The sequence below is a fragment of the Streptomyces recifensis genome (assembly GCF_002154615.1).
In the GTDB taxonomy this organism is placed as follows: domain Bacteria; phylum Actinomycetota; class Actinomycetes; order Streptomycetales; family Streptomycetaceae; genus Streptomyces; species Streptomyces griseoluteus.
In genome coordinates this window covers 1-25,992 of record NZ_MUNH01000274.1, presented here as the reverse complement: position 1 = coordinate 25,992, position 25,992 = coordinate 1, and the positions used below count along the sequence as shown (strand labels likewise).

24 protein-coding genes, 1 tRNA gene and 1 pseudogene are annotated in these 25,992 nt (G+C 71.5%); 14 read left to right on the top strand and 12 right to left on the bottom strand.

The window, feature by feature from the left end:
- Positions 1-515 (bottom strand): annotated as a pseudogene (locus CCN33_RS16325) (hypothetical protein); the annotation flags it as partial.
- Between the two features lie 347 nt (positions 516-862).
- Here CCN33_RS16325 and CCN33_RS16320 point away from each other — a divergent pair.
- The 6 genes from CCN33_RS16320 to CCN33_RS33015 all read left to right on the top strand — a co-directional run bounded on the left by CCN33_RS16320 (position 863) and on the right by CCN33_RS33015 (position 8,717).
- A complete protein-coding gene (locus CCN33_RS16320; RefSeq protein WP_086694337.1) occupies positions 863-3,232 on the top strand; it encodes a SulP family inorganic anion transporter in 2,370 nt (789 codons plus the stop codon).
- A 126-nt stretch (positions 3,233-3,358) separates the two neighbouring features.
- Positions 3,359-5,317: an acetate--CoA ligase gene (gene acs, locus CCN33_RS16315; RefSeq protein WP_086694336.1), complete on the top strand. Its 1,959-nt coding sequence runs from the start codon at positions 3,359-3,361 to the stop codon at positions 5,315-5,317.
- A gap of 169 nt (positions 5,318-5,486) precedes the next feature.
- Positions 5,487-6,929 (top strand): Na+/H+ antiporter NhaA, encoded by a 1,443-nt coding sequence (nhaA, locus tag CCN33_RS16310; protein WP_086694335.1) that lies wholly within the window; start codon positions 5,487-5,489, stop codon positions 6,927-6,929.
- A 54-nt stretch (positions 6,930-6,983) separates the two neighbouring features.
- Positions 6,984-7,463 carry a phage holin family protein gene (locus CCN33_RS16305; protein ID WP_086694334.1) on the top strand — a complete coding sequence of 160 codons (480 nt, stop codon included), beginning with the start codon at positions 6,984-6,986 and terminating at the stop codon, positions 7,461-7,463.
- Positions 7,460-8,395: an alpha/beta fold hydrolase gene (locus CCN33_RS16300; RefSeq protein ID WP_086694333.1), complete on the top strand. Its 936-nt coding sequence runs from the start codon at positions 7,460-7,462 to the stop codon at positions 8,393-8,395. The genes CCN33_RS16305 and CCN33_RS16300 overlap by 4 nt, the downstream gene beginning before the upstream one ends.
- A 139-nt stretch (positions 8,396-8,534) precedes the next feature.
- Positions 8,535-8,717, top strand: coding sequence for a hypothetical protein (locus tag CCN33_RS33015; protein ID WP_086694332.1), 183 nt, complete (start codon positions 8,535-8,537; stop codon positions 8,715-8,717).
- A 30-nt stretch (positions 8,718-8,747) separates the two neighbouring features.
- Here CCN33_RS33015 and CCN33_RS16290 read toward each other — a convergent pair whose 3' ends face one another.
- From CCN33_RS16290 to nth, 3 genes are read right to left on the bottom strand one after another with little or no spacing between them, the layout of a single operon-like run.
- The gene (locus tag CCN33_RS16290; RefSeq protein WP_086694331.1) at positions 8,748-9,947 is read right to left on the bottom strand and encodes a MarP family serine protease; all 1,200 of its coding nucleotides are present in this window, start codon (positions 9,945-9,947) and stop codon (positions 8,748-8,750) included.
- Positions 9,948-10,004: 57 nt separating this feature from the next.
- The gene (locus CCN33_RS16285) at positions 10,005-10,700 is read right to left on the bottom strand and encodes an NUDIX hydrolase (protein ID WP_086694330.1); all 696 of its coding nucleotides are present in this window, start codon (positions 10,698-10,700) and stop codon (positions 10,005-10,007) included.
- A gap of 51 nt (positions 10,701-10,751) precedes the next feature.
- Positions 10,752-11,573 (bottom strand): endonuclease III, encoded by an 822-nt coding sequence (gene nth, locus CCN33_RS16280; RefSeq protein WP_086694329.1) that lies wholly within the window; start codon positions 11,571-11,573, stop codon positions 10,752-10,754.
- A gap of 311 nt (positions 11,574-11,884) precedes the next feature.
- Here nth and CCN33_RS16275 point away from each other — a divergent pair, with 311 nt between their 5' ends.
- The gene (locus CCN33_RS16275) at positions 11,885-12,559 is read left to right on the top strand and encodes a Crp/Fnr family transcriptional regulator (RefSeq protein ID WP_030811441.1); all 675 of its coding nucleotides are present in this window, start codon (positions 11,885-11,887) and stop codon (positions 12,557-12,559) included.
- Positions 12,560-12,612: 53 nt separating this feature from the next.
- Complete coding sequence (locus CCN33_RS16270; protein WP_086694328.1) at positions 12,613-13,428, top strand: nucleotidyltransferase domain-containing protein; 816 nt, start codon at positions 12,613-12,615, stop codon at positions 13,426-13,428.
- Positions 13,429-13,603: 175 nt separating this feature from the next.
- On the opposite strand, the gene CCN33_RS16265 is transcribed toward CCN33_RS16270, so the two are convergent.
- The 4 genes from CCN33_RS16265 to sp36 form a co-directional block, all read right to left on the bottom strand.
- Complete coding sequence (locus tag CCN33_RS16265) at positions 13,604-14,434, bottom strand: MBL fold metallo-hydrolase (protein ID WP_086694327.1); 831 nt, start codon at positions 14,432-14,434, stop codon at positions 13,604-13,606.
- Positions 14,431-15,312, bottom strand: a complete 882-nt coding sequence (locus tag CCN33_RS16260; RefSeq protein ID WP_086694326.1) for an NUDIX hydrolase — start codon at positions 15,310-15,312, stop codon at positions 14,431-14,433. Before CCN33_RS16260 ends, CCN33_RS16265 begins: the two co-directional genes overlap by 4 nt.
- Before the next feature lie 62 nt (positions 15,313-15,374).
- The gene (locus CCN33_RS16255) at positions 15,375-15,839 is read right to left on the bottom strand and encodes a RidA family protein (RefSeq protein WP_086694325.1); all 465 of its coding nucleotides are present in this window, start codon (positions 15,837-15,839) and stop codon (positions 15,375-15,377) included.
- Positions 15,836-15,994: a Sp36 family protein gene (gene sp36, locus CCN33_RS16250; RefSeq protein ID WP_086694324.1), complete on the bottom strand. Its 159-nt coding sequence runs from the start codon at positions 15,992-15,994 to the stop codon at positions 15,836-15,838. Before sp36 ends, CCN33_RS16255 begins: the two co-directional genes overlap by 4 nt.
- A 71-nt stretch (positions 15,995-16,065) precedes the next feature.
- On the opposite strand from sp36, the gene bagA reads away from it, so the two are divergent.
- Both bagA and bagB read left to right on the top strand, forming a co-directional pair.
- Entirely contained in the window at positions 16,066-17,043 is a 978-nt protein-coding gene (gene bagA / locus CCN33_RS16245; protein WP_086694323.1) for an ATPase BagA, read from the top strand.
- The gene (gene bagB, locus CCN33_RS16240) at positions 17,040-18,368 is read left to right on the top strand and encodes an ATPase BagB (protein ID WP_086694322.1); all 1,329 of its coding nucleotides are present in this window, start codon (positions 17,040-17,042) and stop codon (positions 18,366-18,368) included. The genes bagA and bagB overlap by 4 nt, the downstream gene beginning before the upstream one ends.
- An 85-nt stretch (positions 18,369-18,453) precedes the next feature.
- Here bagB and wblA read toward each other — a convergent pair whose 3' ends face one another.
- Complete coding sequence (wblA, locus tag CCN33_RS16235) at positions 18,454-18,792, bottom strand: transcriptional regulator WblA (protein WP_030811461.1); 339 nt, start codon at positions 18,790-18,792, stop codon at positions 18,454-18,456.
- A 529-nt stretch (positions 18,793-19,321) separates the two neighbouring features.
- Between wblA and CCN33_RS16225 the strand changes: the two genes are divergently transcribed.
- Positions 19,322-21,604, top strand: a complete 2,283-nt coding sequence (locus tag CCN33_RS16225; protein WP_086694321.1) for a transglycosylase domain-containing protein — start codon at positions 19,322-19,324, stop codon at positions 21,602-21,604.
- Between the two features lie 60 nt (positions 21,605-21,664).
- On the opposite strand, the gene CCN33_RS16220 is transcribed toward CCN33_RS16225, so the two are convergent.
- Positions 21,665-22,132, bottom strand: a complete 468-nt coding sequence (locus tag CCN33_RS16220; protein ID WP_086694320.1) for a GatB/YqeY domain-containing protein — start codon at positions 22,130-22,132, stop codon at positions 21,665-21,667.
- A 93-nt stretch (positions 22,133-22,225) separates the two neighbouring features.
- On the opposite strand from CCN33_RS16220, the gene CCN33_RS16215 reads away from it, so the two are divergent.
- The 3 genes from CCN33_RS16215 to CCN33_RS16205 all read left to right on the top strand — a co-directional run bounded on the left by CCN33_RS16215 (position 22,226) and on the right by CCN33_RS16205 (position 24,132).
- Positions 22,226-23,152 (top strand): metallophosphoesterase, encoded by a 927-nt coding sequence (locus CCN33_RS16215; protein ID WP_086694319.1) that lies wholly within the window; start codon positions 22,226-22,228, stop codon positions 23,150-23,152.
- Between the two features lie 95 nt (positions 23,153-23,247).
- Positions 23,248-23,994: a Pr6Pr family membrane protein gene (locus CCN33_RS16210; protein ID WP_086694318.1), complete on the top strand. Its 747-nt coding sequence runs from the start codon at positions 23,248-23,250 to the stop codon at positions 23,992-23,994.
- A gap of 64 nt (positions 23,995-24,058) precedes the next feature.
- A tRNA-Pro gene (locus tag CCN33_RS16205) sits at positions 24,059-24,132 on the top strand.
- A 166-nt stretch (positions 24,133-24,298) separates the two neighbouring features.
- Here the strand turns inward: CCN33_RS16205 and CCN33_RS16200 are convergent.
- Positions 24,299-25,180, bottom strand: a complete 882-nt coding sequence (locus CCN33_RS16200; protein ID WP_167387872.1) for an alpha/beta hydrolase fold domain-containing protein — start codon at positions 25,178-25,180, stop codon at positions 24,299-24,301.
- Between the two features lie 65 nt (positions 25,181-25,245).
- The gene (locus CCN33_RS16195) at positions 25,246-25,848 is read right to left on the bottom strand and encodes a TetR/AcrR family transcriptional regulator (protein WP_086694316.1); all 603 of its coding nucleotides are present in this window, start codon (positions 25,846-25,848) and stop codon (positions 25,246-25,248) included.
- Positions 25,849-25,992 lie beyond the last annotated feature (144 nt).

Below are 25,992 nucleotides of genomic sequence, written 5' to 3'. Positions count from 1 at the left end.
CCGTTGAAGTGGGTGCCGATCTCGTTGCCCTCCAGCCAGGCGAGGCGTGCCTGCTTGGCGGTGTCGGCGATGCCCTGCTCGTCGTTGAAGCCGATGTCGGAGCGGCCCGGCGAGTGCTGCGGCGGCTTGTAGAGGTCCCGCTTCTCCTCCGGCAGCATGTAGACGCCGCTGAGGAAGAACGTCATGTTGGCGTGGTTGTCCTTGGCGACCTTGCGGAAGTGCGAGAACAGCTTCTGGCTGTCCTCACCCGCCCCGTCCCAGGAGAACACCACGAACTGCGGGGGCTTCTGACCGGGCTTCAGCTTCTCGGGTCGGGGCAGGTGCGGTTGCGCGCCGGTGTACGCGGTGGACCCGTCGCCGATCAGCCGGACGACGCTCTGGGGAGCCGGGGCGCCCTTCGGCGGGCCGGACGTGCCTTCCCGTGCCTGGCCGGAGTCGGCGGCGCAGCCGGCGAGGGACGCGGCACCGGCAGCGGCGACCATGGCACAGACGGCGATCCTCTGGGTGGCGGCCATGTTCCGCCCACCTTCTTCCTTCTCTCGGGCGAACTCTCAGGCGAACGCCGATGAGGGCGTTTTCTGGTGATGCGCCGGATTCCTCCCGGCGGCGCCGTCAAAGTCGCATGGGGTCGAGAAGGAATTAGTACGACAAGCCGATCAAGTGCCCGCTTCACCCGGCAGAGTGCACATGTGTGCCATTTGCCTCGAAAAGATATGCCGAGCCTTTACTCTGGATTACGGTTCGTTTACCGAGCGTTGAATCATCCCGCCGCTGCACGCCGTGACCCACGGCCGCGACCGAACCCCCGCCTCTGGCGGGACCCCACAGACCGCGACCGCGCTGCCCCGGAGGAGACGGGAACATGTCAGCCTGCGCACCACCCTGTACCGACCACTCCCCGCCCACCCCTACCCCACCGCCCCGGCGCCGCCGTTTCCGCCTGGAGAGCGCTGACGTCTCCGCGTCCGTCGCGGTGTTCCTCATCGCCCTGCCGCTCTCGCTGGGCATCGCCCTGGCCACCGGCGCACCGCTCCAGGCGGGCCTGGTCGCCGCGGCGGTCGGCGGGATCGTCGCCGGCCGGATCGGCGGATGCCCGTTGCAGGTCAGCGGGCCCGCCGCCGGTCTGACCGTGGTCACCGCCGACCTCATCCACCAGTACGGCTGGCGGGCGACCTGCGGCATCACCGTCCTCGCCGGACTCGCCCAGCTGGGCCTCGGCTGCCTGAAAGTGGCGCGCGGCGCGCTCGCCGTCAGCCCGGCGGTCGTGCACGGCATGCTCGCGGGCATCGGCATCACCATCGCCGTGGCCCAGGTGCACATCGTGCTCGGCGGCCGTCCGGACAGCTCCGTCCTCACCAACCTGCGCGCGCTTCCCGCGCAGTTGGCCCATCTCGACCCGGCCGCCGTGGTGATCAGCGTGCTCACGCTGACCCTGCTGCTGGCCTGGCCCCGCATCCCCGGCCCCGTGGGCAGCCTGTTGCGCAAGGTGCCGGCCGCGCTGGTCGCCGTCTTCGGGGCCACCGTGACGGCGGCGCTGACCGGGATCACCCTGCCCCGCGTCGACCTGCCGTCCTGGCGCAGCCACGCGCTGGCCGGGCTCCCTCAGGGGCCGGCGCTCGGCATCGTCGCCGCGGTGCTCACCACCACCCTGGTGTGCAGCGTGCAGTCGCTGCTCGGCGCGGTGGCCGTGGACAAGCTGGCCGCCGGCCGCACCGGCCCCGCGCGCGTGGGGCGCTCCGACCTCGACCGCGAACTGCTCGGCCAGGGCGCGGCCAACATCGTCTCCGGCGCGCTGGGCGGACTGCCGGTCGCGGGGGTGGCGGTACGCAGCACGGCGAACGTCAACTCGGGCGCGGTGAGCCGGAACTCCACGATGCTGCACGGCGCTCTCGTGGTGATCGCCGCCCTGCTGCTGGTCCCCCTCCTGGAGCGGATTCCGCTCGCCTCGCTCGCCGCCCTGGTGATGGCCGTCGGCATCCAGATGGTCTCCCTGAACCACATCCGCACGGTCACCCGCCACCGCGAGGTGCCGGTGTACGCCGCGACCACTCTCGGCGTGGTCTGCCTCGGCGTCCTGCAGGGCGTGCTCCTCGGGATCGCCGTGGCCGTAGCCCTGGCCCTGCACCGCCTCACCCACACCCGCGTCACCCACGAGGAGAAGGAAGGGGTCCATCACGTCCGGGTAAGCGGCCAGTTGACGTTCCTCGCCGTGCCCCGGCTCAGCCGAACCCTGCACCGCGTCCCGCACGGCACCCGTGCCGTCGTCGAGCTGGACGGCTCCTTCATGGACCACGCGGCGTACGAGTCGCTCCAGGACTGGCGGAGTTCCCACACCGCGCGGGGCGGCTCCGCAGAGCTGAAGGACCACCGCACCGGGGTACGGAGCGCGGGCAACCCGTCCTCCACCGTCTGCCGGTGCCGCCCCTGGACACCCTGGCGCAACCACCGGTGCGACATGCCCACAGCGGCCGCGCGCCAGGACGCGGCGGACACCACGGGCACCCCCCGCCCCGACACCCACGAACTCGCCCGCGGCATCAGCTCGTTCCATCGGAACACCGCCCCGCTGGTCCGGGAGGAGCTGGCCCGGCTGGCCAGGGAGGGACAGCGGCCCTCACAGCTCTTCCTCACCTGCGCCGACTCCCGGCTCGTCACCTCGATGATCACCGCCAGCGGCCCCGGCGACCTGTTCGTGGTGCGCAACGTCGGCAACCTGGTGCCGCCGCCCGGCCAGGAGCACTCCGACGACTCGGTGGCCGCCGCCATCGAATACGCGGTGGATGTGCTCGGGGTCAGGTCGATCACCGTCTGCGGGCACTCCGGGTGCGGGGCGATGCAGGCCCTGCTCGCCGCCGAGCCCGGCGCCGCCCCGACCCCGCTGCGCCGGTGGCTGAGGTACGGAGAGCCGAGCCTGGCCCGGCTGGCCGACGGGCCCCCGGAGCGGCCCCGGCTCGCCCCGCGCCCGGTGGCCGACGCCGTGGAGGAGCTGTCGCTGGCCAATGTGGTGCAGCAGTTGGCCCACCTGCGGGCGCACGAGTCCGTCGCGCGCGCCATGGCGGCCGGTGCGCTGGAGCTGCACGGCATGTACTTCCACGTCGGAGAGGCGCGGGCGTACCTGCTCGGCGAGGAAGGAGCCGGGGGAGGCGAGGCGGAAGCCGCGGTGTTCCACGAGGTCAGAGAGGACCTCGACGAGGACGTGCGAGAGGCGCCGGAGGTGGGCAGCTTGGTCTGAGCGGCCACTCGCGCGGGGACCGCAGAAAGGTCTAAACCAATTCTGCGGTCCACCCTTGTCATCAGCCCCGACGTCTGATGAGGTGTGGCCTGGGACACAACGGACACCCTGGGAAAGGGAGATGTCGTGAGTAACGAGAGCCTGGCCAACCTTCTGAAGGAGGAGCGACGCTTCGCGCCGCCGGCCGACCTGGCCGCGAACGCCAACGTCACGGCCGAGGCGTACGAACAGGCCGCGGCGGACCGGCTCGGTTTCTGGGCCGAGCAGGCCCGGAGGCTGAGCTGGGCCAAGGAACCGACGAAGACGCTCAACTGGTCGAACCCGCCGTTCGCCAAGTGGTTCGAGGACGGCGAGCTGAACGTCGCCTACAACTGCGTGGACCGGCACGTGGAGGCCGGGAACGGCGACCGGGTCGCCATCCACTTCGAGGGCGAGCCGGGCGACAGCCGCTCCATCACCTACGCCGAGCTGAAGGACGAGGTCTCCAAGGCGGCCAACGCGCTGCTGGAGCTGGGTGTCCGCAAGGGCGACCGGGTCGCCATCTACATGCCGATGATCCCCGAGACCGCCATCGCCATGCTGGCCTCGGCCCGCATCGGTGCCGCGCACTCGGTGGTCTTCGGCGGCTTCTCGGCCGACGCGCTGGCCACCCGTATCAAGGACGCGGACGCCAAGGTCGTCATCACCGCCGACGGCGGCTACCGCCGGGGCCAGCCGTCCGCGCTCAAGCCCGCCGTGGACGACGCGGTCGCCAAGGCGGACGGCACCGTCGAGCACGTGCTGGTGGTGCGCCGGACCGGGCAGGACGTGGCGTTCGACGCCGAGCGGGACGTGTGGTGGGACGAGCTGGTCGGGCGCCAGTCGGCCGAACACACCCCGGAGGCGTTCGACGCGGAGCACCCGCTGTTCATCCTCTACACCTCCGGCACCACGGGTAAGCCCAAGGGCATCCTGCACACCTCGGGCGGCTACCTCACGCAGACCGCCTACACCCACTGGGCGGTGTTCGACCTCAAGCCGGAGACGGACGTCTACTGGTGCACGGCCGACGTCGGCTGGGTCACCGGCCACTCGTACATCGTGTACGGCCCGCTGGCCAACGGCGCGACCCAGGTGATGTACGAGGGCACCCCGGACACCCCGCACCAGGGCCGCTTCTGGGAGATCGTCGAGAAGTACCGGGTCTCGATCCTGTACACCGCGCCCACCGCGATCCGGACGTTCATGAAGTGGGGGGACGACATCCCCGCGCAGTTCGACCTGACCTCGCTCCGGGTGCTCGGTTCGGTGGGCGAGCCCATCAACCCCGAGGCGTGGGTCTGGTACCGCAAGAACATCGGCGCCGACCGCACCCCGGTCGTGGACACCTGGTGGCAGACCGAGACCGGCGCGATGATGATCTCGCCGCTGCCGGGCGTCACCGAGACCAAGCCCGGTTCCGCGCAGCGCCCGCTGCCCGGCATCAGCGCCACCGTCGTGGACGACGAGGCGAACGAGGTGCCGAACGGGGGTGGTGGCTATCTGGTCCTCACCGAGCCGTGGCCGTCGATGCTCCGCACCATCTGGGGCGACGACCAGCGCTTCCTGGACACCTACTGGTCGCGCTTCGAGGGCAAGTACTTCGCCGGCGACGGCGCCAAGAAGGACGACGACGGGGACATCTGGCTCCTCGGCCGCGTGGACGACGTGATGCTGGTGTCGGGCCACAACATCTCCACCACCGAGGTGGAGTCGGCGCTGGTGTCGCACCCGGCGGTCGCCGAGGCGGCCGTGGTGGGCGCCGCCGACGAGACGACCGGGCAGGCCATCGTGGCGTTCGTCATCCTGCGCGGCTCGGCCGCCGAGGACGAGAAGCTGGTCGCCGAGCTGCGCGACCACGTCGGCGCCACCCTCGGCCCGATCGCCAAGCCCAAGCGCGTCCTGCCGGTCGCGGAGCTGCCCAAGACCCGCTCCGGCAAGATCATGCGCCGTCTGCTGCGGGACGTGGCGGAGAACCGCCAGCTCGGAGACGTCACCACCCTGACCGACTCCACGGTCATGACGCTCATCCAGTCCAAGCTGCCGTCCTCCTCCAGCGAGGACTGAGCCGAGGCGGACAGAGGGCGCCCCGGTGACCGCGCCGGGGCGCCCGACCTGCCGGACCATCCGATCTTAGGTAAAGTAAACAAAGTACGGCGTCAGTCCGTGCCTCGAGGTGCGCCGGGAAGTCTGGTCGGCAAGCGTTCTGTCATGCCCACCAGCCGGAGGTCCCACCGTGGCCGCGCCCCGCACCCCCAACGCCGCCCGCAAGGCCCTCGCCCGACTGTCGCTGCCGGAGCGGACCGCCGTGGCGGACGCCCTGCGCACCGAGACGGTGGGCGGTGTCCTCCTGCTCCTCGCCGCCGTCGCGGCGCTCGTCTGGGCCAACGTCCCCGCGCTGAGCCACGCCTACGCGACCGTCAGCCACTTCCACCTCGGCCCGGCCGCCCTCGGCCTGGACCTCTCCGTCGCCCACTGGGCGGCCGACGGCCTGCTCGCGGTGTTCTTCTTCGTGGCCGGCGTCGAGTTGAAGCGGGAACTGGTCGCCGGCGATCTGCGCGACCCCAAGGCGGCCGTACTGCCCGTGGTGGCCGCGCTGTGCGGGATGGCCGTACCCGCGCTGGTGTACACGCTCACCAACCTCACCGGCGGCGGTTCCCTGGCCGGCTGGGCGGTGCCGACCGCCACCGACATCGCCTTCGCGCTCGCCGTCCTCGCGGTCATCGGCACCTCGCTGCCCAGCGCGCTGCGCGCCTTCCTGCTGACCCTCGCGGTGGTCGACGACCTCTTCGCCATCCTGATCATCGCCGTCTTCTTCACCGGCCGGATCGACCTCGCCGCGCTCGGCGGGGCCGTCGCCGCCCTCGCGCTGTTCTGGCTGCTGCTGCGCAAGGGCGTGCGCGGCTGGTACGTCTATCTGCCGCTGGCGCTGGTGATCTGGGCCCTGATGTACAACAGCGGCGTCCACGCGACCATCGCCGGTGTGGCGATGGGCCTGATGCTCCGCTGCGTCACCCGTGAGGGTGAGGAGCGGTCGCCGGGTGAACGGCTGGAGCATCTGGTGCGGCCCCTGTCGGCCGGACTCGCCGTGCCGCTGTTCGCCCTGTTCAGCGCGGGCGTACCGGTGTCCGGCGGGGCGCTGGCCGAGGTGTTCACGCGGCCGGAGACGCTCGGGGTGGTGCTCGGCCTGATGGTGGGCAAGACGGTCGGTGTCTTCGGCGGGACCTGGCTGACCGCGCGATTCACCCGTGCCTCGCTGAGCGAGGGGCTGGCCTGGGCCGACGTCTTCGCGGTCGCCACGCTCGCCGGGATCGGCTTCACCGTCTCCCTGCTCATCGGCGAACTGGCCTTCACCGGCGACCTCGCGCTCACCGAGGAGGTGAAGGCGTCCGTCCTCGTCGGATCGCTGATCGCGGCCATATGTGCGACGGTGCTGCTGAAGGTGCGCAACGCCAGGTACCGGCGGCTGTGCGAGGACGAGGAGCGCGACGAGGACCAGGACGGCATCCCCGACGTCTACGAGCAGGACGACCCGGCGTACCACCTGCGCATGGCCGAGATCCACGAGGGGAAGGCCGCTGAGCACCGGCGTATCGCGGCCGGGCTGTCCGCCGCCGCGCGCCACGCGCGTGCCGAAGTGCCGGGCGGGGCAGGCGAGGAGAACGGTCGTCCGGCATGATCTGACGAGACGGTACAAAACAAGACGGCACCACAAGCAGAGGGAGAGAACGCGATGAGCGCACCCGACGGCAGGCCGGTCGGCGCCGAACCCAGCATCGGCCAGCTGGTCGCCTCGGCGACGACCGAGATGTCGGCGCTGGTGCACGACGAGATCGCGCTGGCCAAGGCGCAGCTCAAGCGGGACGTGAAGCGCGGCGCGGCGAGCGGCGGGGCCTTCTCCGGCGCGGGCGCGGTACTGCTGTTCTCGCTGCCGATGCTCAACTTCGCGCTGGCGTACGGCATCCGGACCTGGAGCCACTGGAACCTCGCGGTGTGCTTCCTGCTGTCCTTCGCCGCCAATGTGCTGGTGGCCGGTGTGCTCGCCCTGATCGGTGTGGTGTTCGCCAAGAAGGCCAAGAAGAGCAAGGGTCCGCAGAAGGTCGCCGCGTCCGTGAAGCAGTCGGCGGGTGTCCTCCAGAACGCCAAGCCGCACCCGCGTGAACTGCCCGCGGCGGACCGCGCGCACAAGGCTGTGGCACGCTCGTCCTCATGACGGAACCCGCCGCCGCACCGGCCGTACGCCTCGACCTGCCCTCCGGGGAGCGGGTGACGCACCGGGACGTCGCCGCCAACGGCGCGCGTTTCCACATCGCGGAGCTGGGCGACGGCCCGTTGGTGCTGCTGCTGCACGGCTTCCCGCAGTTCTGGTGGACCTGGCGGTACCAGTTGTCCGCGCTGGCGGCCGCGGGCTACCGGGCCGTGGCCATGGACCTGCGGGGCGTCGGCGGCAGCGACCGCACCCCGCGCGGGTACGACCCGGCCAACCTCGCGCTGGACGTCACCGGGGTGATCCGCTCGCTCGGCGAGCCGGACGCCGCGCTGGTCGGCCACGACCTGGGCGGCTACCTGGCGTGGACGGCGGCGGCGATGCGGCCCAAGCTGGTGCGCCGGCTCGCGGTGGTGTCGATGCCGCACCCCAGGCGCTGGCGCGCGGCGATGCTGCGGGACGCCCGGCAGACGGCGGCCAGCTCCTACATCTGGGGCTTCCAGCGGCCGTGGATTCCCGAGCGGCAGCTCACCGCCGACGGGGGCGCGCTGGTGGGCGAGCTGATCCGGGACTGGTCCGGGCCTCGCCTGCCGGAGGACGCGGACGTGGCGGCGTACCAGCGGGCGATGTGCATCCCGTCGACGGCGCACTGCTCGATCGAGCCGTACCGCTGGCTGGTGCGGTCGCTGGCCCGGCCGGACGGCATCCAGTTCAACCGGCGGATGAAGCGGCCGGTCCGGGTGCCCACGCTGCATCTGCACGGCTCGCTGGACCCGGTCACCCGTACGCGCAGCGCGGCCGGTTCGGGCGAGTACGTGGAGGCGCCGTACCGCTGGCGGCTGTTCGACGGGCTGGGGCACTTCCCGCACGAGGAGGACCCGGTGGCGTTCTCCACCGAGCTGATCAACTGGCTGAAGGACCCCGAACCCGACCGGTGACCGTTCGGATGCGCTGAGTGTCCGCTTTCCCGACCGTTTCCGACTGTTTGCTCACCGAACTGCCACATGCCTGACGCATAGGCCGATCGGGTGGCCCGGAGGCGGTTACTGACCTTGGGGCGGGGGCACACGTCGGGGTATGGGCTGGACGCACGACTACGGTGACGCACCCCGCGAACGACGCTCGGCCTCCGGGCCGGATTCGCAGCCACCAGGAACCCCGCAACTCGCGGAGACGGACCCGAGGGTGGGGATTCCGCGTATCCTGCGCCGCCGGGCCCGCTGGGTCTCCGTACGCCTGCGTCACACCGCGCGCACCTGAACCCACGTCACCTCACGGGACGCGGTCGCCTCACAGGGCGCAGTTGTCGGTACCCACCTGACTGTTCGCCGTACGCCCCCGCGTGATGTCCGGGCGGATCTCGTCGGCGGTGAGGGCGTAGCCGGTCTGGGCGTCGTCGCGCGACTTGGCGAACACCACGCCGTACACGGTGCCCTGAGGGGTCAGCAGGGGGCCGCCGGAGTTGCCCTCGCGGACCGTGGTGAAAAGTGAGTACACGTCACGGCCGACGGTGCCCCGGCGGTAGATGTCCGAGCCGTTCGCCATGATGCGCCCGCGCACCCGCGCCGCGCGCACGTCGTACGCGCCGTTCTCCGGGAAGCCGGCCACGATGGCGCCGTCGCCGCTGCCGGCGTCCTTCGCGGCGAACCGCAGCACGGGCGCCTTCAGGTCGGGCACGTCCAGGACGGCGATGTCGCGCCGCCAGTCGTAGAGGACGACCGTGGCGTCGTGCAGGCGGCCCTCGCCGCCTATCTGGACGGTGGGTTCGTCGACGCCGCCGACGACATGGGCGTTGGTCATCACGCGCCGGTCACCGAAGACGAAGCCGGTGCCCTCCAGCACCTTGCCGCAACTGCGGGCGGTGCCGGTGACCTTGACGATGGATCGCTGGGCCCTGACCGCCACGGCACTGTTCGCCAGGGCCGGGTCGGGCGGCCGGACCTCGCGGATCTGCTCGTCGGAGAAGGGGCTGAAGACCTGCGGGAAGCCGTTCTGCGCGAGGACCGAGCCGAAGTCCTTGAACCAGGTGCCCGACTGCACCGGCAGCACCTGGTCCATCCCGACCAGCACCTTGGAGCCGCGGACCTCCCGGCCGAGCGTCGGCAGCGTGGTCTGGGCGAGCGCGGAGCCGATCAGCCAGGCGACCAGCAGCATGGCACCCACGTTGACCAGGGCGCCGCCGGTGGCGTCCAGCGCGCGGGCCGGGGACCAGGTGATGTGGCGGCGCAGCTTGTTGCCCAGGTGGGTGGTGAGGGCCTGCCCGACGGAGGCGATCACGATGACGACGATGACCGCGACGACGGCGGCCACCGTGCCGACCTCGGCGTTGTCGGTCACCGCGTCCCAGACGGGAGGCAGCGCGCAGACGGCCAGCAGGCCGCCGCCGAGGAAGCCGATCACCGACAGGATGCCGACGACGAAGCCCTGGCGGTAACCCACGACCGCGAACCAGACGGCGGCCAGCAGCAACACGATGTCCAGCACGTTCAACGCTTCAGGCCCCGCCCATCGACTCTCCCCGCGGTAACGAACACGCACGACACCCTGTCATGACCAGCGGTCGAGCGGGACCTGCCGGGTCCGGTCCCAGGGGCGCTCCCAGCCCGCGTAGTGCAGCAGGCGGTCGATGACCCCGGCCGTGAATCCCCACACGAGCGCCGATTCGACCAGGAATGCCGGACCCCGGAACCCGCTGGGGTGCACGGTGGTCGCCCGGTTGGCGGGGTCCGTGAGATCCGCCACGGGGACGGTGAAGACGCGCGCCGTCTCGTTGGGGTCGACCACCCCGACCGGGCTCGGCTCGCGCCACCAGCCGAGGACCGGGGTCACGACGAACTCGCTGACCGGGATGTAGAGAGCGGGCAGCACCCCGAAGAGCTGGACGCCGGCCGGGTCGAGGCCGGTCTCCTCCTCCGCCTCGCGCAGGGCCGCCCGGAGCGGGCCGTCCGTCTTGGGGTCGCCGTCCACGGCGTCGAGGGCGCCGCCGGGGAAGGAGGGCTGGCCCGCGTGGGAGCGCAGCGAGCCGGAGCGCTCCATCAGCAGCAGCTCGGGGCCGCGTTCGCCCTCGCCGAAGAGGATCAGCACCGCCGACTGGCGGCCGCCGCCGTCCTCGGGCGGCAGGAAGCGGCTGAGCTGGAGCGGCTGGACCGTCTCGGCGGCCCGCGCCACCGGCTCCAGCCAGCCCGGCAGCCCGTCCCTGCGCACCGCCACCGGGCTCTCGTGCGTGTCACGCGTGTACGTCATGCCACCCCCTGCTGCCGTGTCCAACGCCCGACTGCCCCGTGATCGTTCCCCTCATCCGGCCCCCAGCGGCGGGGCCGGGATGCCGCCCGCGTCCAGGTAGGACTGGGGCGGGTTGAGCCGCTGGCCGGGGAAGCCGCCCTTCTCGTACTTGAGGAGCTTGCGCGCCTTCTCCGGGTCGGTCTCGCCCTCGCCGTAGGACGGGCAGAGCGGGGCGATCGGGCAGGCGCCGCAGGCGGGCTTGCGGGCGTGGCAGATGCGGCGGCCGTGCCAGATGACGTGGTGGGAGAGGTCGGTCCAGTCCTTCTTGGGGAACAGCTCGGCGACCGCGGCCTCGATCTTCTCGGGCTCGGTCTCCTCGGTCCACTTCCAGCGCCGCACCAGCCGCTGGAAGTGGGTGTCCACGGTGATGCCGGGCCGGCCGAAGGCGTTGCCCAGGACCACGAAGGCGGTCTTGCGGCCGACGCCGGGCAGCTTGACGAGGTCCTCCAGCTTGCCGGGGACCTCACCGCCGAAGTCCTCCGCGAGCGCCTTGGACAGCCCTATGACCGAGCGCGTCTTCGCCCGGAAGAAGCCGCAGGGCCGAAGGATCTCCTCCACCTCGGCGGGGTCGGCCGCCGCGAGGTCCTCCGGGGTGGGGTACTTGGCGAACAGCGCCGGGGTCGTCTGGTTGACGCGCAGGTCGGTGGTCTGGGCCGACAGGACCGTGGCGACCAGGAGCTGGAAGGGGTTCTCGAAGTCCAGCTCGGGGTGGGCGTACGGATAGACCTCGGCGAGCTCGCGGTTGATCCGGCGGGCGCGGCGGACCAGGGCGGTGCGCGATTCACCGGTCGTCCCACCGGCCGCCTTCACGGGGTCCTTTTTTATGGATTTCACCTTTTTGCCACTTCCATCGGAATCCTGTTCGCCCACGGCGGAATCACGTCGTGCAACCACCCGCGCAGCCCCCTCGGCCTGTGCTCTCACCGGCGATTTGGACACCCGGCCAGCCTAGAGCCCGGCACCGACATCCGCGCCGGACCCGGAAGATCGGCCCCCGATTGGACCCCTGCCGCTTACCCCGGGACACCTGTGCGGCATCCTTGTGACAGATCACACTGTTTGGACCGTCCGGGAAAACGGGGAACACGGTCCCCTGGCACGCTGGGGAGGAACATCCCCTGAGCAGCTCGACAAGGAGAGAACTCGTGGACGACGTTCTGCGGCGCAACCCGCTCTTCGCGGCTCTTGACGACGAGCAGTCCGCGGAGCTGCGCGCCTCCATGAGCGAGGTGACCCTCGCCCGTGGCGACTCCCTCTTCCACGAGGGCGACCCCGGCGACCGGCTCTACGTCGTCACCGAGGGCAAGGTCAAGCTGCACCGCACCTCCCCCGACGGGCGGGAGAACATGCTGGCCGTGGTCGGCCCCAGCGAGCTCATCGGTGAGCTGTCGCTGTTCGACCCCGGTCCGCGTACGGCCACCGCGACCGCGCTGACCGAGGTCAAGCTGCTCGGCCTCGGCCACGGCGACCTCCAGCCCTGGCTGAACGTCCGTCCGGAGGTCGCCGGCGCCCTGCTGCGTGCCGTCGCCCGCCGGCTGCGCAAGACCAACGACGCCATGTCCGACCTGGTCTTCTCCGACGTGCCCGGCCGCGTCGCCCGAGCCCTGCTGGACCTCTCGCGCCGCTTCGGCGTGCAGTCCGAGGAGGGCATCCACGTGGTGCACGACCTCACCCAGGAGGAGCTGGCCCAGCTGGTCGGCGCCTCCCGCGAGACCGTCAACAAGGCCCTCGCCGACTTCGCGCAGCGCGGCTGGCTCCGCCTGGAGGCCCGCGCGGTCATCCTGCTGGACGTCGAGCGCCTCGCCAAGCGGTCCCGCTGACGCCCGTCCGTAATTGACCTGCACCGCCGCCTTCGGCGGTGCACAGTGTCCGCATGTCCGGACCGCCCGCCCCCCACGGCCTCGACGCCGAGGGGTTCATCGCCCGTGAAGGCTCGCTCGCGCGCGTGCAGGACGCGTTCCGCCCCGTCGTGGCCGCCGCGCGGGACGGGCTGGCGGAGACCTTTGGGGCGCGGCTGCACAGCGGCTATCTCTACGGGTCCGTCCCGCGCGGCACCGCGCGCGTGGGGCGCAGCGACTTGGACCTCCTCGTCGCGCTGCGCGGCGAGCCCACCGAAGCCGACCGCACCGCCATGGCGGCCCTCGCCACCGCCACGGACCGGGAGTTCCCCCAGATCGACGGCGTGGGCCCGCTGCTGTTCAGCGAGGCCCGGCTGCTGAGCGAGGGTGAGCGGTACGACATGGGCTGGTTCCTGGCCTGCCTGTGCACCCCGCTGCTCGGGGACGACCTCGCCGGGCGCCTGCCCCGCTACCGGCCGACTCCCCGCCTCGCCCGCGAGACCAACGGCGACCTGGCCGGTCTGCTCCCGCGCTGGCGCGAGCGGATCGCGGGGGCCGCGGACACGGAGGAGGCCCGGCGTCCGCTGGTCCGGTTCATGTCCCGGCACCTGGTGCGCACCGGCTTCACCCTGGTCATGCCCCGCTGGAACGGCTGGACGAGCGACCTGGCCGAGATGGCGGAGGTCTTCGGCGCCTACCATCCGCGCCGGGCCGCCCAGATGCGCGTAGCGGCCCGCTACGGCCGCGAGCCCGTCGGAGACGCCGCGCTCCTGCGCGGCTACGTGGACGACCTGGGCCCGTGGCTCGCCGGGGAGTACGCGCGTGTGCACGGCACGAAGGGCGCTTCCTGAGGGGAGGCGCCCCCTAGGGTCTTTCGTTTGGATCAGGCCGGATCAGGGAGCGGGGTCTGGTGCCGTGCATCGCAAGGCGGAGGAGGGCGACATGGCGGAGCCATGGCAACCGACGACAACGCCGCGAGGCGCGGCACCAGACCCCGCGAGCCCGGCGAGATCCAAACGAGAGGCCCTAGATCAGCCCGTGCTCGCCCAGGTAGTCCAGCTGGGCCCGTACCGACAGCTCCGCCGCCGGCCACAGCGAGCGGTCGACGTCGGCGTAGACGTGGGCGACGACGGCCTCGGCGGTGCGGTGGCCGTTCTCGACGGCCGTCTCGACCTGGGCGAGGCGGTGGGCGCGGTGGGCGAGGTAGAACTCGACGGCGCCCTGGGCGTCCTCCAGGACCGGCCCGTGGCCCGGCAGGACGGTGTGCACGCCGTCGTCCACGGTCAGCGAGCGCAGCCGGCGCAGGGAGGCCAGGTACTCCCCGAGACGCCCGTCGGGATGGGCGACCAGGGTCGTGCCGCGCCCGAGGATGGTGTCGCCGGTCAGGACCGCCTGATCGGCCGGGACGTGGAAGCTCAGGGAGTCCGCGGTGTGGCCGGGCGTGGGGACGACCCGCAGCTCGAGCCCGCCGACCGTGACCACGTCCCCGGCGCCCAGCCCCTCGTCCCCGAGCCGCAGCGCCGGGTCGAGCGCGCGCACGCGCGTGCCGGTGATCTCCGCGAACCGGGACGCGCCCTCCGCGTGGTCGGCGTGCCCGTGGGTCAGCAGGGTGAGCGCTATCCGCTTGCCGGCCTTCTCGGCGGCGTCCACGACCTCGCGCAGGTGGCCGTCGTCCAGCGGGCCGGGGTCGATGACCACGGCGAGGTCGGAATCCGGCTCCGCGACGATCCAGGTGTTGGTGCCGTCCAGCGTCATGGGCGAGGCGTTGGGCGCGAGCACGTTGACGGCGCGCTCGGTGGCCCGGCCCGAGCGGACCGCGTCGCGGGGCTGGCCCGGCAGGGCGGCGGCGTCGGTCATGCCGCCCCTCCCCGCGGGCCGGAAGCGGCCGGGACGTGCCTGGTGAACTCGTCGTGCCCCGGCCAGCTCAGCTCCACCCGGCCGTCCAGCAGCCGGGCCCGCGCCAGCACCGGCGTGAGATCGCGGTCCGGCGCGGCCGCGAGCGCCCCGGCGGCCGTGCCGTAGGGCAGGAGCTGGCGCAAAGTGGCGATGGTGGGCGGCATCATCAGCAGCTCGCCCCTGTCGTACCCGGCGGCGGCCTCGGCGGGCCGGGTCCACACGGTGCGGTCGGCCTCGGTGGACAGGTCACGGGTGCGCTGGCCCTCGGGCAGGGCGGCGACGAAGAACCAGGTGTCGTAGCGCCGGGACTCGAACTCCGGGGTGATCCACCGGGTCCACGCGCCCAGCAGGTCGGAGCGCAGGACGAGCCCCCGGCGGTCCAGGAACTCCGCGAAGGACAGCTCGTGCGCAACCAGGGCGAGCCGGTCCGCCTCCCAGTCGTCGCCGCTGGTGTCCCCGACGACCGTGTCCGGGCCGGTCCCGGCGAGCAGGACGCCGGCCTCCTCGTAGGTCTCGCGCACGGCAGCGCAGACGATCGCCTGGGCGCCCGGCTCGTCGACACCGAGCCGGTGGGCCCACCACGCGCGCGTGGGGCCCGCCCAGCGGACGTGGTGGTCGTCGTCGCGCGGGTCGACACCGCCGCCCGGATACGCGTACGCGCCTCCGGCGAAGGCCATGGAGGCGCGTCTGCGCAGCATGTGGACGGCCGGTCCGGCCGGGGTGTCCTTGAGCAGCAGCACGGTCGCCGCCCGCCGGGGGACGACGGGCGTGAGCGTGCCGTCCGCGAGGGCGCGGATGCGGTCGGGCCACTCCGGGGGGTACCACTGACCGTTCGCCATGGGCGGAGGCTATCCCGAACAGGGCAGATGTTCGAGAGGTACCGGACCGGTGTCCGGACGGGCTACGGGAGTAGCTCGACCAGGATCTCGACCTCGACCGGAGCGTCCAGCGGAAGCACCGCGACACCGACCGCGCTGCGGGCGTGCACGCCCTTGTCGCCGAGGACCTCGCCGAGCAGCTCGCTGGCGCCGTTGAGGACACCGGGCTGGCCGGTGAAGTCGGCGGCGGAGGCGACGAAACCGGTCACCTTCACCACGCGGGCGATCCGGTCCAGGTCGCCCACGACGGACTTGACGGCGGCCAGCGCGTTCAGCGCGCAGGTCCGGGCGAGGTCCTTGGCCTCCTCGGCCGTGACCTCGGCGCCGACCTTGCCGGTGACCGGGAGCTGTCCGTCCACCATCGGGAGCTGGCCCGCGGTGTGGACGTACTCCCCGGAGCGCACGGCGGGCTGGTAGGCGGCCAGCGGGGGCACGACCTCCGGCAGCGTCAGGCCGAGGTCGGCGAGCCGGGCCTCGACCGCGCTCACGCCTGCTTCTCGCGCTTCAGGTAGGCGACGAGCTGCTCGGCGTTGGGCCCGGGCACCACCTGGACGAGCTCCCAGCCGTCCTCGCCCCAGTTGTCCAGGATCTGCTTCGTGGCGTGGACGAGCAGCGGCACAGTTGAGTATTCCCACTTGGTCATAGGCCGACTGTAGTCGCTGTTATCCACAGCCTCCCGCGTGAGTGTCGCCCGGACTGGTTAGGCTCGAAGACGTGAGCAGGCTCCAGGTCGTCAGCGGCAAGGGCGGGACCGGAAAGACGACGGTCGCCGCCGCTCTAGCGCTGGCCCTCGCCGACGAGGGGAAGCGGACGCTTCTCGTCGAGGTCGAGGGCCGGCAAGGCATCGCGCAGCTCTTCGGGACCGAGGCGCTGCCCTACGAGGAGCGGAAGATCGCCACCGCTCCCGGCGGAGGAGAGGTGTATGCCCTCGCCATCGACGCCGAACAGGCGCTTCTGGACTACCTCCAGATGTTCTACAAACTCGGCGGCGCCGGCCGCGCGCTGAGAAAAATCGGCGCCATAGACTTCGCCACCACCATTGCCCCCGGCCTGCGGGACGTCCTGCTGACCGGCAAGGCGTGCGAGGCGGTGCGGCGCAAGGACAAGAAGGGCGAGTTCCTCTACGACCACGTCGTGATGGACGCTCCCCCCACCGGCCGCATCACCCGCTTCCTCAATGTCAACGACGAGATGGCCGGCCTCGCCAAGATCGGCCCGATACACAATCAGGCGCAGGCCGTGATGCGGGTGCTGAAGTCCCCGGAGACGGCCGTGCACCTCGTCACGCTGCTGGAGGAGATGCCGGTCCAGGAGACCGCCGACGGCATCGCCGAACTGCGCGCGGCGGGGCTGCCGGTGGGCCGCGTCATCGTGAACATGGTCCGCCCCGAGGTGCTGGACGCCGCCGAGCTGGACCTGGCGCGTACCGTCCCGCACACCGCCGTCGCCCGCGCGCTGTCCTCGGCGGGCCTGGGCGGAGCGCGGCGCGGCGGGCACGCCGAGCGGCTGGTCGGCCCGCTGCTGGCGCAGGCCGCCGAGTACGCCGAACGGCACACCCTGGAGCAGGAGCAGCGCGCGGTCCTCGGCGAGCTGGACCTGCCGGTGGACGAGCTGCCGCTGCTCGCCGAGGACATGGACCTGGCGGGCCTGTACGAACTGGCCCTCGAGTTGCGGAAGCAGGGGTTGTCATGAGCCAGGAGCCGCAGACCGCCGCGGACCCGGACGCGCGCTCCGGCCGGTCCCCCGCGCCGACCCTGCACGTGGACGCGCTGCTGGACGATCCGGAGACCCGGATCGTGGTGTGCTGCGGCTCCGGTGGCGTCGGCAAGACGACCACGGCCGCCGCGCTCGCCCTGAGGGCCGCCGAGCGCGGCCGCAAGGTGGTCGTCCTCACCATCGACCCGGCCAAGCGGCTGGCCCAGTCGATGGGCATCGACTCCCTCGACAACGTGCCGCGCCGGGTCAAGGGCACCGAGGACCGCCGGGAGGAGGCCCCCGGCGAGAGCGCCGAGCCCGGCGAACTGCACGCCATGATGCTCGACATGAAGCGCACCTTCGACGAGGTCGTGGAGACGCACACGGACCCCGAGCGGGCGGCCCAGATCCTGGCGAACCCCTTCTACCAGACGGTCTCCGGCGGCTTCGCGGGCACGCAGGAGTACATGGCGATGGAGAAGCTCGGCCAGCTCCGCGCCAAGGACGACTGGGACCTGATCGTCGTCGACACCCCGCCCTCGCGGAACGCGCTGGACTTCCTGGACGCGCCCAAGCGGCTCGGCTCGTTCCTGGACAGCAAGCTGATCCGGGTCCTGACCGCGCCGGCCAAGCTGGGCGGCCGCGCGGGGATGGCGTTCCTGAACGTGGGGATGTCGATGATGACCGGCACCCTGGGCAAGGTGCTGGGCGGGCAGCTCCTGAAGGACGCGCAGACGTTCGTCTCCGCCATGGACACCACCTTCGGCGGGTTCCGCACCCGCGCGGACGCCACCTTCAAGCTGCTGCAGGCGCCGGGGACGGCGTTCCTGGTGGTGGCGGCGCCCGAGCGGGACGCGCTGCGCGAGGCGGCGTACTTCGTGGAGCGGCTGGCGGCCGAGAAGATGCCGCTGGTCGGCCTGGTGCTCAACCGGGTCCACGGCAGCGGCGCCACCCGGCTGTCGGCCGAGCGGGCGCTCGCCGCCGCGGAAAATCTTGCGGAGCCCGGCATTGTGGATCAGGCGGACGGGCATGCTGACGTTCGTAACTCCCCCGAAACAGACGGAAGTTCAGATTCCGGCCCAGAGGATTCCGCAGCGGGCCCGGACGGGCCCGTGGACGAACTGACCGCGGGTCTGCTGCGCCTGCACGCCGAACGCATGCGGCTCCTCGCGCGCGAACAGCGCACGCGGGACCGTTTCATCAGCCACCACCCCGAGGTGGCCATCGTGGAAGTACCCGCGCTCCCCGGTGACGTCCACGACCTCACGGGCCTGCGCGACATCGGCGACCGCCTCGCGGCAGGGCACACGGAACTGTCCTAACGGCCCCGGGCGCGTGCGGACACGCTCCTGTGCGCCGCGTCCGTACGGGCCGTCGGTGCCGCCGGTCTATGCCGGAGGCGAGCTGTCAGCTCACGGCCGCGTAGTTCTCGTAGACCTCGTCGTCGTCGAGGGGCACGATTCCCGTGCCGCGCTCGTACTCCGAGCGGGCGGTCTCCAGTAGCCGCCGCCAGGAGCTCACGGTGGGCCGACGGCGCAGCAGCGCCCGGCGCTCGCGCTCCGTCATGCCTCCCCACACGCCGAACTCGACGCGGTTGTCCAGCGCGTCGGCCAGGCACTCCGTGCGCACCGGGCATCCGGTGCACACCGCCTTGGCCCTGTTCTGCGCTGCTCCCTGCACGAACAGTTCATCCGGATCGGTAGTGCGGCAGGCGGCCTGCGCACTCCAGTCGGTAACCCAGCCCATACCGGCGCCGTCCTCTCCCGAATCGAGGCTCCCCCACGGCGGCAGCGGCATATTCACCGCCGCCAGTTGAGGACGTTACGGAAGGCGCGGACAGCGCAACACCCCCTTCGGGCCCAATCTTGAATGGCCCGAACGGACTATGGGTAAGCGGCAGATCACCCGGAGGAGTGAGCGGGCGACATGCGTGATCATCCCGGCAAAGCGGGACGGTTGTGGTGCGGCACATGGGGCGTCGGGTGACACACGAGGCGGTTTCGGACACGTCCCCGTCAGGAAGTCGGGGCTCTCCGGAGCGATTCGGGGTCGCTGGACGTATTGCTACCTGGCCGCGCCGCTGTGACAGTTGAATGCAGCTTAGGCCAACGCCTGTGCGTGTGTCCGGCGAATGACAACCTGAGCCCCGCTTCGCCGCGCCGTAACGCCGTCATGCCGTCCCGCCACCCGGCCGGACGTCACGATCCTGCACCCGAACCGCCCGAGGGCCCGTCGCTCCCCCGGAACGCTTATCACCACGGATTAGGCTGCCTCCATGCCAAAGAAGCGCTCGGGCGGTGGTCTGTCGGCCACGCAGCAGGCCGCCAAATTCCTCGGTGTCAGCGTGCTCGCGGGGGCGGTGACGGCGGGGATCGCCCTGCCGGCCGCCGGGGCGCTGGGCCTTGCCGCGAAGGGCTCGGTGCAGGGCTTCGACGAGATCCCGGCCAACCTCAAGAGCCCCCAGCTCAGCCAGCGGACGACCATACTGGACAGCCGGGGCAACCAGATGGCCACCGTCTACTCCCGTGACCGCACGGTGGTGGAGCTGAAGGACATCTCGCCGTACATGCAGAAGTCCATCGTCGCCATCGAGGACTCGCGCTTCTACCAGCACGGCGCGATCGACCTCAAGGGCGTGCTGCGCGCGCTGAACAAGAACGCGCAGAGCGGGGGCGTGGCCCAGGGCGCGTCCACCCTCACCCAGCAGCTCGTGAAGAACTACTTCATCGAGGAGGCCGGCGACGACCCCACCAAGGTCGCCCAGGCCACCCAGCAGACCCTCGGCCGCAAGGTCCGCGAGCTGAAGTACGCGATCCAGATCGAGGAGAAGCTCGGCAAGAAGAAGATCCTGGAGAACTATCTCAACATCACCTTCTTCGGCGAGCAGGCGTACGGCGTCGAGGCCGCGGCCCAGCGCTACTTCTCCAAGCACGCCAAGGACCTCAACCTCCAGGAGTCCGCCCTGCTGGCGGGCATCGTGCAGTCCCCGAGCCGCTACGACCCGGTCAACGACGAGGCCGAGGCCACCAAGCGGCGCAACACCGTGCTCCAGCGCATGGCCGATCTGGGCGACATCTCCCAGGCCGAGGCCGACCGCGCCGGCGAGCAGCCGCTGGGCCTGCACGTGAGCCGTCCCAAGAACGGCTGCATCACCGCGACCCGCAACTCCGCGTTCTTCTGCAAGTACGTCGAGAACGTCTTCCTCACCGACCCGGTCTTCGGCAAGTCCCGCGAGGAGCGCGCCAAGCTCTGGAACAAGGGCGGCCTGACGATCCGTACGACGCTGGACCCGCAGGCGCAGAAGTCGGTGCAGGACTCGCTCAAGGACCACGTCTACAAGTCGGACCCGGTCGCCGCGGCCGCGACCCTGGTGCAGCCGGGGACCGGCAAGGTGCTGGCGATGGGCCAGTCGAAGCCGTTCGGCTACAGCAAGGACGAGACGGAGTACAACTTCTCGGTCGACCGGGACCTGGGCGGCTCCAACTTCGGCTTCCCGACGGGTTCGACCTTCAAGCCGTTCGTGGCGGCGGCCGCCATCGAGGGCGGCAAGCCGCCCACGCAGGCGTACTCGGCGCCGTACAAGATGGCGTACCCGAGCCCGGTGCAGCGGTGCGGCTCGACGCCGTACCGGAACACCAAGAACGAGACGGTGGAGAACGAGAACGAGTCCGAGAAGGGCCCGTACCGCATGAAGGAGGCGATGGCCAAGTCGGTCAACACCTACTTCGTGCAGCTCATCTCCGACATCGGGCTGTGCCCGGTGGCCAAGATGGCCGACAAGCTGCACGTGGTGCAGGGCGACGGCTCCAAGCTGCCGCAGGAACCGTCCATCGCGCTCGGCTCCATCGGCCTCTCCCCGCTGACCATGGCCAACGCGTACGCCACCTTCGCCTCGCGCGGCACATACTGCACCCCGGTCGCCATCGAGTCGATCACCGAGAAATCCGGTGACGAGGAGAAGGCGCTGCCGGTGCCGAAGTCCACGTGCACGCGGGCGATGAGCGAGAAGACGGCGGACACGGTCAACACCCTGCTCCGGGACGTGATCGACTCCGGTACCGGCCAGGAGGCGGGCCTGAACGACCGGGACAGCGCGGGCAAGACGGGTACGACGGACGAGCGGAAGAACGCCTGGTTCGTCGGCTACACCCCGAACATGTCCGGCGCGGTCTGGGTCGGCAGCGCCCGGCAGAACGTGAAGATGATCGGCATCACCATCGGCGGGGCGTACCACGACCTGGTCTTCGGTGGTGGGGTGCCGGGTCCGATCTGGCGGGACGCGATGTCCGGCGCCCTGGCGGGCAAGGACGCGCCCGACTTCAACACGGTCGACATCCCCGACGACCAGGACAAGGGCGACGGCGGCAATGACCGGGGCGACGACCGGCATGACGGCAACGGCGGTCATCGTCAGGGGACGCCCGGCGGGGGCCTGATCGGCGGGCTCTTCGGCGGACTGACCGGCGGCAACAACGGCGGCCGTCCGGGCACCGGGCAGCCGAAGCCGACCAAGCCGGGGCTGGTGCAGGGGAACACGAACGGTGGACGCCGGAACTGAGTCCGGGACGACAGCGGGGCCGCACCCTTTCGAAGGTGCGGCCCCGCTGTCATGTCCTGCTTAGCCCTGGAGCTGCTGCTTCACGATCGCGGCGACGCGGCCGCCGTCGGCCTGGCCGGCCACCTTGGGGTTCACGATCTTCATGACGGCACCCATGGCGCGCGGTCCCTCGGCGCCGCCCGCCCTGGCCTCCTCGACGGCCTGGGCCACGATCGTGGTCAGCTCGTCGTCGGAGAGCTGCTTGGGCAGGTAGGTGGCGAGCAGTTCGCCCTCCGCCTTCTCCCGCTCGGCCTGCTGGGGACGGCCACCCTGGGCGAAGGCGTCGGCGGCCTCGCGGCGCTTCTTCGCCTCCTTGGTGATCACCTTGAGGACCTCGTCGTCGGACAGCTCGCGCTTCTCCTTGCCCGCGACCTCCTCCTTGGTGATCGCGGCGAGGGTCAGCCGGAGCGTCGCGGAGCGCAGCTCGTCGCGCTCGCGGATCGCGGCGTTGAGGTCGTCGTGGAGCTTCGACTTGAGCGTGGTGGTCATGGACCGATTGTCGCAGGTGCGGATGGCCGAACGCCCCTTGATTAAGGGGACGCCAGGTCTTGGCGTCCCGGCGGGGTCTGACACGATGGGCGTATGCGCGCGCGATACGGAGTACCCCTGGGAATCATGGCGGCCGGAGCCGCCGGAGTGGCGTACGCGGCGGGCTTCGAGGTCCGCTCCTTCCGCCTCCGACGAGTGACCGTGCCGGTCCTCCCGCCGGGCATGCGCCCGCTGCGGATGCTCCAGGTCTCCGACATCCACATGGTGGGCGGGCAGCGCAAGAAGCAGCGCTGGCTCCAGTCGCTGGCCGGGCTGCGCCCCGACTTCGTGATCAACACCGGCGACAACCTCTCCGACCCCGAGGGCGTCCCCGAGACGCTGGACGCGCTGGGCCCGCTGATGGAGTTCCCGGGCGCGTACGTCTTCGGCTCCAACGACTACTACGGCCCCAAACTCCGCAATCCCGCGCGGTACTTGCTGGAGAAGGCGAGCGGGAAGCACGGCCTGAACGGCAACGCCCCGGCGGTCGGCGTGGTCCACAACCCCTGGGAGGACCTCAGGGACGGCTTCGACACCGCGGGCTGGCTGAACCTGACCAACCAGCGGGGGGTGCTGAAGGTCGAGGGCGTCTCCATCGAGCTGACCGGCCTGGACGACCCGCACATCAAGCGCGACCGCTACGCCCGCGTGGCCGGCGGCCCCTCCGAGGGCCACGACTTCTCGATGGGCGTCGTGCACGCGCCGTACCTGCGCACCCTGGACGCCTTCACGGCGGACGGCTACCCCCTGGTCCTCGCCGGGCACACCCACGGCGGCCAGCTCTGCATCCCCTTCTACGGCGCGCTGGTCACCAACTGCGACCTGGACACCGACCGGGTGAAGGGGCTGTCCACCCACACGGCGGAGGGCCACACCTCCTACCTGCACGTGTCGGCGGGCTGCGGTACGAACCGGTACACCCCGATCCGCTTCGCCTGCCCGCCGGAGGCGACGCTGCTGACGCTGGTGGAGCGGGTGTAACCCTGGTCGAGCGGGGGTGGCCCTCGTTGAGCGGCTGTAACCCGACCGGAGTGCCCTGAATGGTCGCATTTCACCCTCCTGCCTAGCGTGAGGGCATGACCGCACCGATACCGCCCGTACCCAGGGAGATCCCGGACCTGCCCGCGATCCCCTGGGAGAGCACGCCCGTACTGAAGCCGTCGTTCGTGCCGGTGACAGCGGTGGTGGCGCCGGTCCGGCGCCCCCTGGTGGCCGTGTACCGCCTGCTGACCGCGCTGCTGGCGGGGGCGGGGGTGGCCCTGGAGATCCACCTCGCCGGCCCGGCCCGCGCCCTGAGCTACTTCAGCGTGCAGAGCACGGTGCTGCTGGCGGTGGTCACGCTGGTGTCGGCCTCGCGCTCCTGGCGCCCCCGCCGCACCCTGCCGGCCGCGCTGACGGGGGCGGTGCTGCTGTACGTGGTGATCGGGGCGGTGGTGTACCACGCGCTGCTGGCCCACACGACGCCGCCGTTCACCATGACGGGGGCTACGGCGCCGCCGGCGCGGTGGCACGGACAGTGGGCGGCGCTCCAGGTGCTGCACACCCTGGTGCCGCTGGCGGCGGTGCTGGACTGGCTGCTGCTGACGCCGGCGTCAAGGATGCATCTGCGGCAGGCTGCGGGCTGGCTGCTGTTCCCGCTGGCGTACCTGATCTTCCTGCTGACCCGGGCCCGCTCCCTCTACCCCTTCCTGGACGTCACGGCCCACGGCTATCGCCACACCCTGGCCAACGCGCTCCTCCTGGGCCTGGCGATCTACGCCTCCGCGGTGGTCCTGATCGCCCTGGACCACGCCCGCCCCTCCCCGGTCCGCCGCCGCGTCTAACCGGATTTCGTCTGAGGCCCCCGGTGGGCTAAAGTAAACGACGTCGCCGCGACAGCAGCGACATCGGGGTGTAGCGCAGCTTGGCAGCGCGCTTCGTTCGGGACGAAGAGGTCGTGGGTTCAAATCCCGCCACCCCGACAGCCGTAACAACAGGTCAGGCCCGGTGCTGAGGGATCAGCGCCGGGCCTGACCTGTTGTGCGGGCCGGTGTCGGGAGCTATTCCGCCCTGCGCGGCCAGGTCACCGGGACCGGCCGCGTCGCGGCGTCGAAGGTCAGGCCCACGGCTCCACTCGGCCTGTGACGATCAGTTCGGCCCGGACGACCTGATGCGGTCCGCCGCCTCGCGGAGCGCCCGGCGGGCTTCGGGGGTCCACCCCGCACCGACGAAGACGTGGAAGGCGGTCGGCCACACGCGCAGGTCGACAGGGGTCCCGGCGGCTCGTGCCTTGGCGGCGAACTTCTCGGCGTCGGGCAGGAGGATGTCGTGGCCGCCCTGGTAGACGGAGAGGGGTGGCAGGTCTTTCAGGGTGTCGTGGAGTGGGCTGACGAGGGGGTCGGTGACGTTTCTGGCACCTGCCCAGTCCCGCCCCGCGGCGACAAAACCCGCCGGCGCGAGCATGGGGTCGAGCGCGGTGAGGGCTGGGATGCCGGGGTTGGTCATGGTGACGTCGAGCCACGGGGAGAACAGGACCAGGCCGGCCGGCGGGCGCTGTCCCTCGTCCCGGCAGCGGATCGCCAGGCCGACGGAGAGCCCTGCCCCGCAGGAGTCGCCTGCCAGGAAGACCGGGTGGTCCGCGGCCCGCTGGACCACCGTCTCGTAGACGGCGTCGAGGAACCGGTACGCGTCGTCGGCGGTGTACCGGGGGGCGAGTCCGTAGAGCGGGACGACGAACGTCGCGCCGGTCCGGCGGATCAGGGTCGCGATGATGCGCCAGTGCGCGCTGACCAGCGGCCGGACGTAGACACCGCCGTGGAGGTAGATCACCTCCGTCCCCGTGGCGCCCCTTCTCGGGGTGAGGGTGATGACCTCGTGGCCGTCCACGGTCCCGGTGCTGACGCGGCAGGAGCGGCGCAGGGATTCCGGGACGGGGGCGTCGGGCGGGTTGTGGCGCAGCGCCTCGCGCAGTCGCTCCTCGGTGACGAAGACGTTCGGCTTCCTGCGCAGCAGCCACTCGGTCAGTTTCATCGCCAACGACATGGTGTGTCTCTCGGGTTCCTGGAAGTGGGCGCTCGCACGGCCGGTTGGGGGCGCTACTCCGTGACGGGTTCGGTGAGCGCGCCGATGAGATGGGGTGTCAGGTGCTGCGCGTCGTACGCCGGCCCGTGGATGAGCTGCAGGGCGGTGAGTCCCTCGAAGACGGCCGTGAGCAGGCGGGCCAGGTCGGTGACGGGGATGGTGGACCGGCGGCCGGTGCGGGTGAGCGCTTCGGTGAGCACCTCGGTCAGGCCCTGGGTCATCCGGTCCTCGTGGGCGGCCAACTGCTGGGCCAGCTCGGGATGTCGGGCGGCGTGGAGGGTGAACTCCATGGAGAGGAGGAACCACCGGCGTTCCTCGTCGGTACGGCCGGCCATCCGGTGCTGAATCTCGTCGATGGGGTTGTCGCCCGGCTTCACCTGGGCCGCGGCCTCCCGCAGGTCGGTCAGCACACGGTCGGCATGGGCGTCGTAGAGCGCCAGGAAGATCTCTTCCTTGTCGCGGTAGTTGGAGTAGAAGGCCCCGCGGGTCAGGCCGGCGCGCTCGACGATGTCGCTGATCGACGTGGTGTGGAAGCCCTTCTCCGTGAACAGCGCGTAGGCGCTCTCGGTCAGGGCGGCCCTGGTGAGGGGACGGCGCTTGGTGGGCGACTTCGGCATGGCGGGACCTCTCTGCGGCGCTCGCGTTCTGCGGCATCGGGGCTGTGCCGCGTATCACCGACTCCACCGGACGCCGCGCGGGGCCACTTCGCCGGACGGGGACGGCAGACCAGGCTATGCCGTCCCCGTCCCCCTCCCTGGCCC

Excerpts from the sequence above, each read along its gene's own strand:
- CCN33_RS16225 (WP_086694321.1), top strand. The coding sequence starts at position 19,322 with ATGCCAAAGAAGCGCTCGGGCGGTGGTCTGTCGGCCACGCAGCAGGCC.
- sp36 (WP_086694324.1), bottom strand. The coding sequence starts at position 15,994 with ATGACCAAGTGGGAATACTCAACTGTGCCGCTGCTCGTCCACGCCACG.
- wblA (WP_030811461.1), bottom strand. The coding sequence starts at position 18,792 with ATGGGCTGGGTTACCGACTGGAGTGCGCAGGCCGCCTGCCGCACTACC.
- CCN33_RS33015 (WP_086694332.1), top strand. The coding sequence starts at position 8,535 with ATGGGCTGGACGCACGACTACGGTGACGCACCCCGCGAACGACGCTCG.
- CCN33_RS16320 (WP_086694337.1), top strand. The coding sequence starts at position 863 with ATGTCAGCCTGCGCACCACCCTGTACCGACCACTCCCCGCCCACCCCT.
- CCN33_RS16220 (WP_086694320.1), bottom strand. The coding sequence starts at position 22,132 with ATGACCACCACGCTCAAGTCGAAGCTCCACGACGACCTCAACGCCGCG.
- CCN33_RS16195 (WP_086694316.1), bottom strand. The coding sequence starts at position 25,848 with ATGCCGAAGTCGCCCACCAAGCGCCGTCCCCTCACCAGGGCCGCCCTG.
- bagB (WP_086694322.1), top strand. The coding sequence starts at position 17,040 with ATGAGCCAGGAGCCGCAGACCGCCGCGGACCCGGACGCGCGCTCCGGC.
- CCN33_RS16270 (WP_086694328.1), top strand. The coding sequence starts at position 12,613 with ATGTCCGGACCGCCCGCCCCCCACGGCCTCGACGCCGAGGGGTTCATC.
- CCN33_RS16200 (WP_167387872.1), bottom strand. The coding sequence starts at position 25,180 with ATGAAACTGACCGAGTGGCTGCTGCGCAGGAAGCCGAACGTCTTCGTC.
- CCN33_RS16300 (WP_086694333.1), top strand. The coding sequence starts at position 7,460 with ATGACGGAACCCGCCGCCGCACCGGCCGTACGCCTCGACCTGCCCTCC.
- CCN33_RS16260 (WP_086694326.1), bottom strand. The coding sequence starts at position 15,312 with ATGGCGAACGGTCAGTGGTACCCCCCGGAGTGGCCCGACCGCATCCGC.
- CCN33_RS16285 (WP_086694330.1), bottom strand. The coding sequence starts at position 10,700 with ATGACGTACACGCGTGACACGCACGAGAGCCCGGTGGCGGTGCGCAGG.
- CCN33_RS16305 (WP_086694334.1), top strand. The coding sequence starts at position 6,984 with ATGAGCGCACCCGACGGCAGGCCGGTCGGCGCCGAACCCAGCATCGGC.
- CCN33_RS16210 (WP_086694318.1), top strand. The coding sequence starts at position 23,248 with ATGACCGCACCGATACCGCCCGTACCCAGGGAGATCCCGGACCTGCCC.
- CCN33_RS16215 (WP_086694319.1), top strand. The coding sequence starts at position 22,226 with ATGCGCGCGCGATACGGAGTACCCCTGGGAATCATGGCGGCCGGAGCC.
- CCN33_RS16265 (WP_086694327.1), bottom strand. The coding sequence starts at position 14,434 with ATGACCGACGCCGCCGCCCTGCCGGGCCAGCCCCGCGACGCGGTCCGC.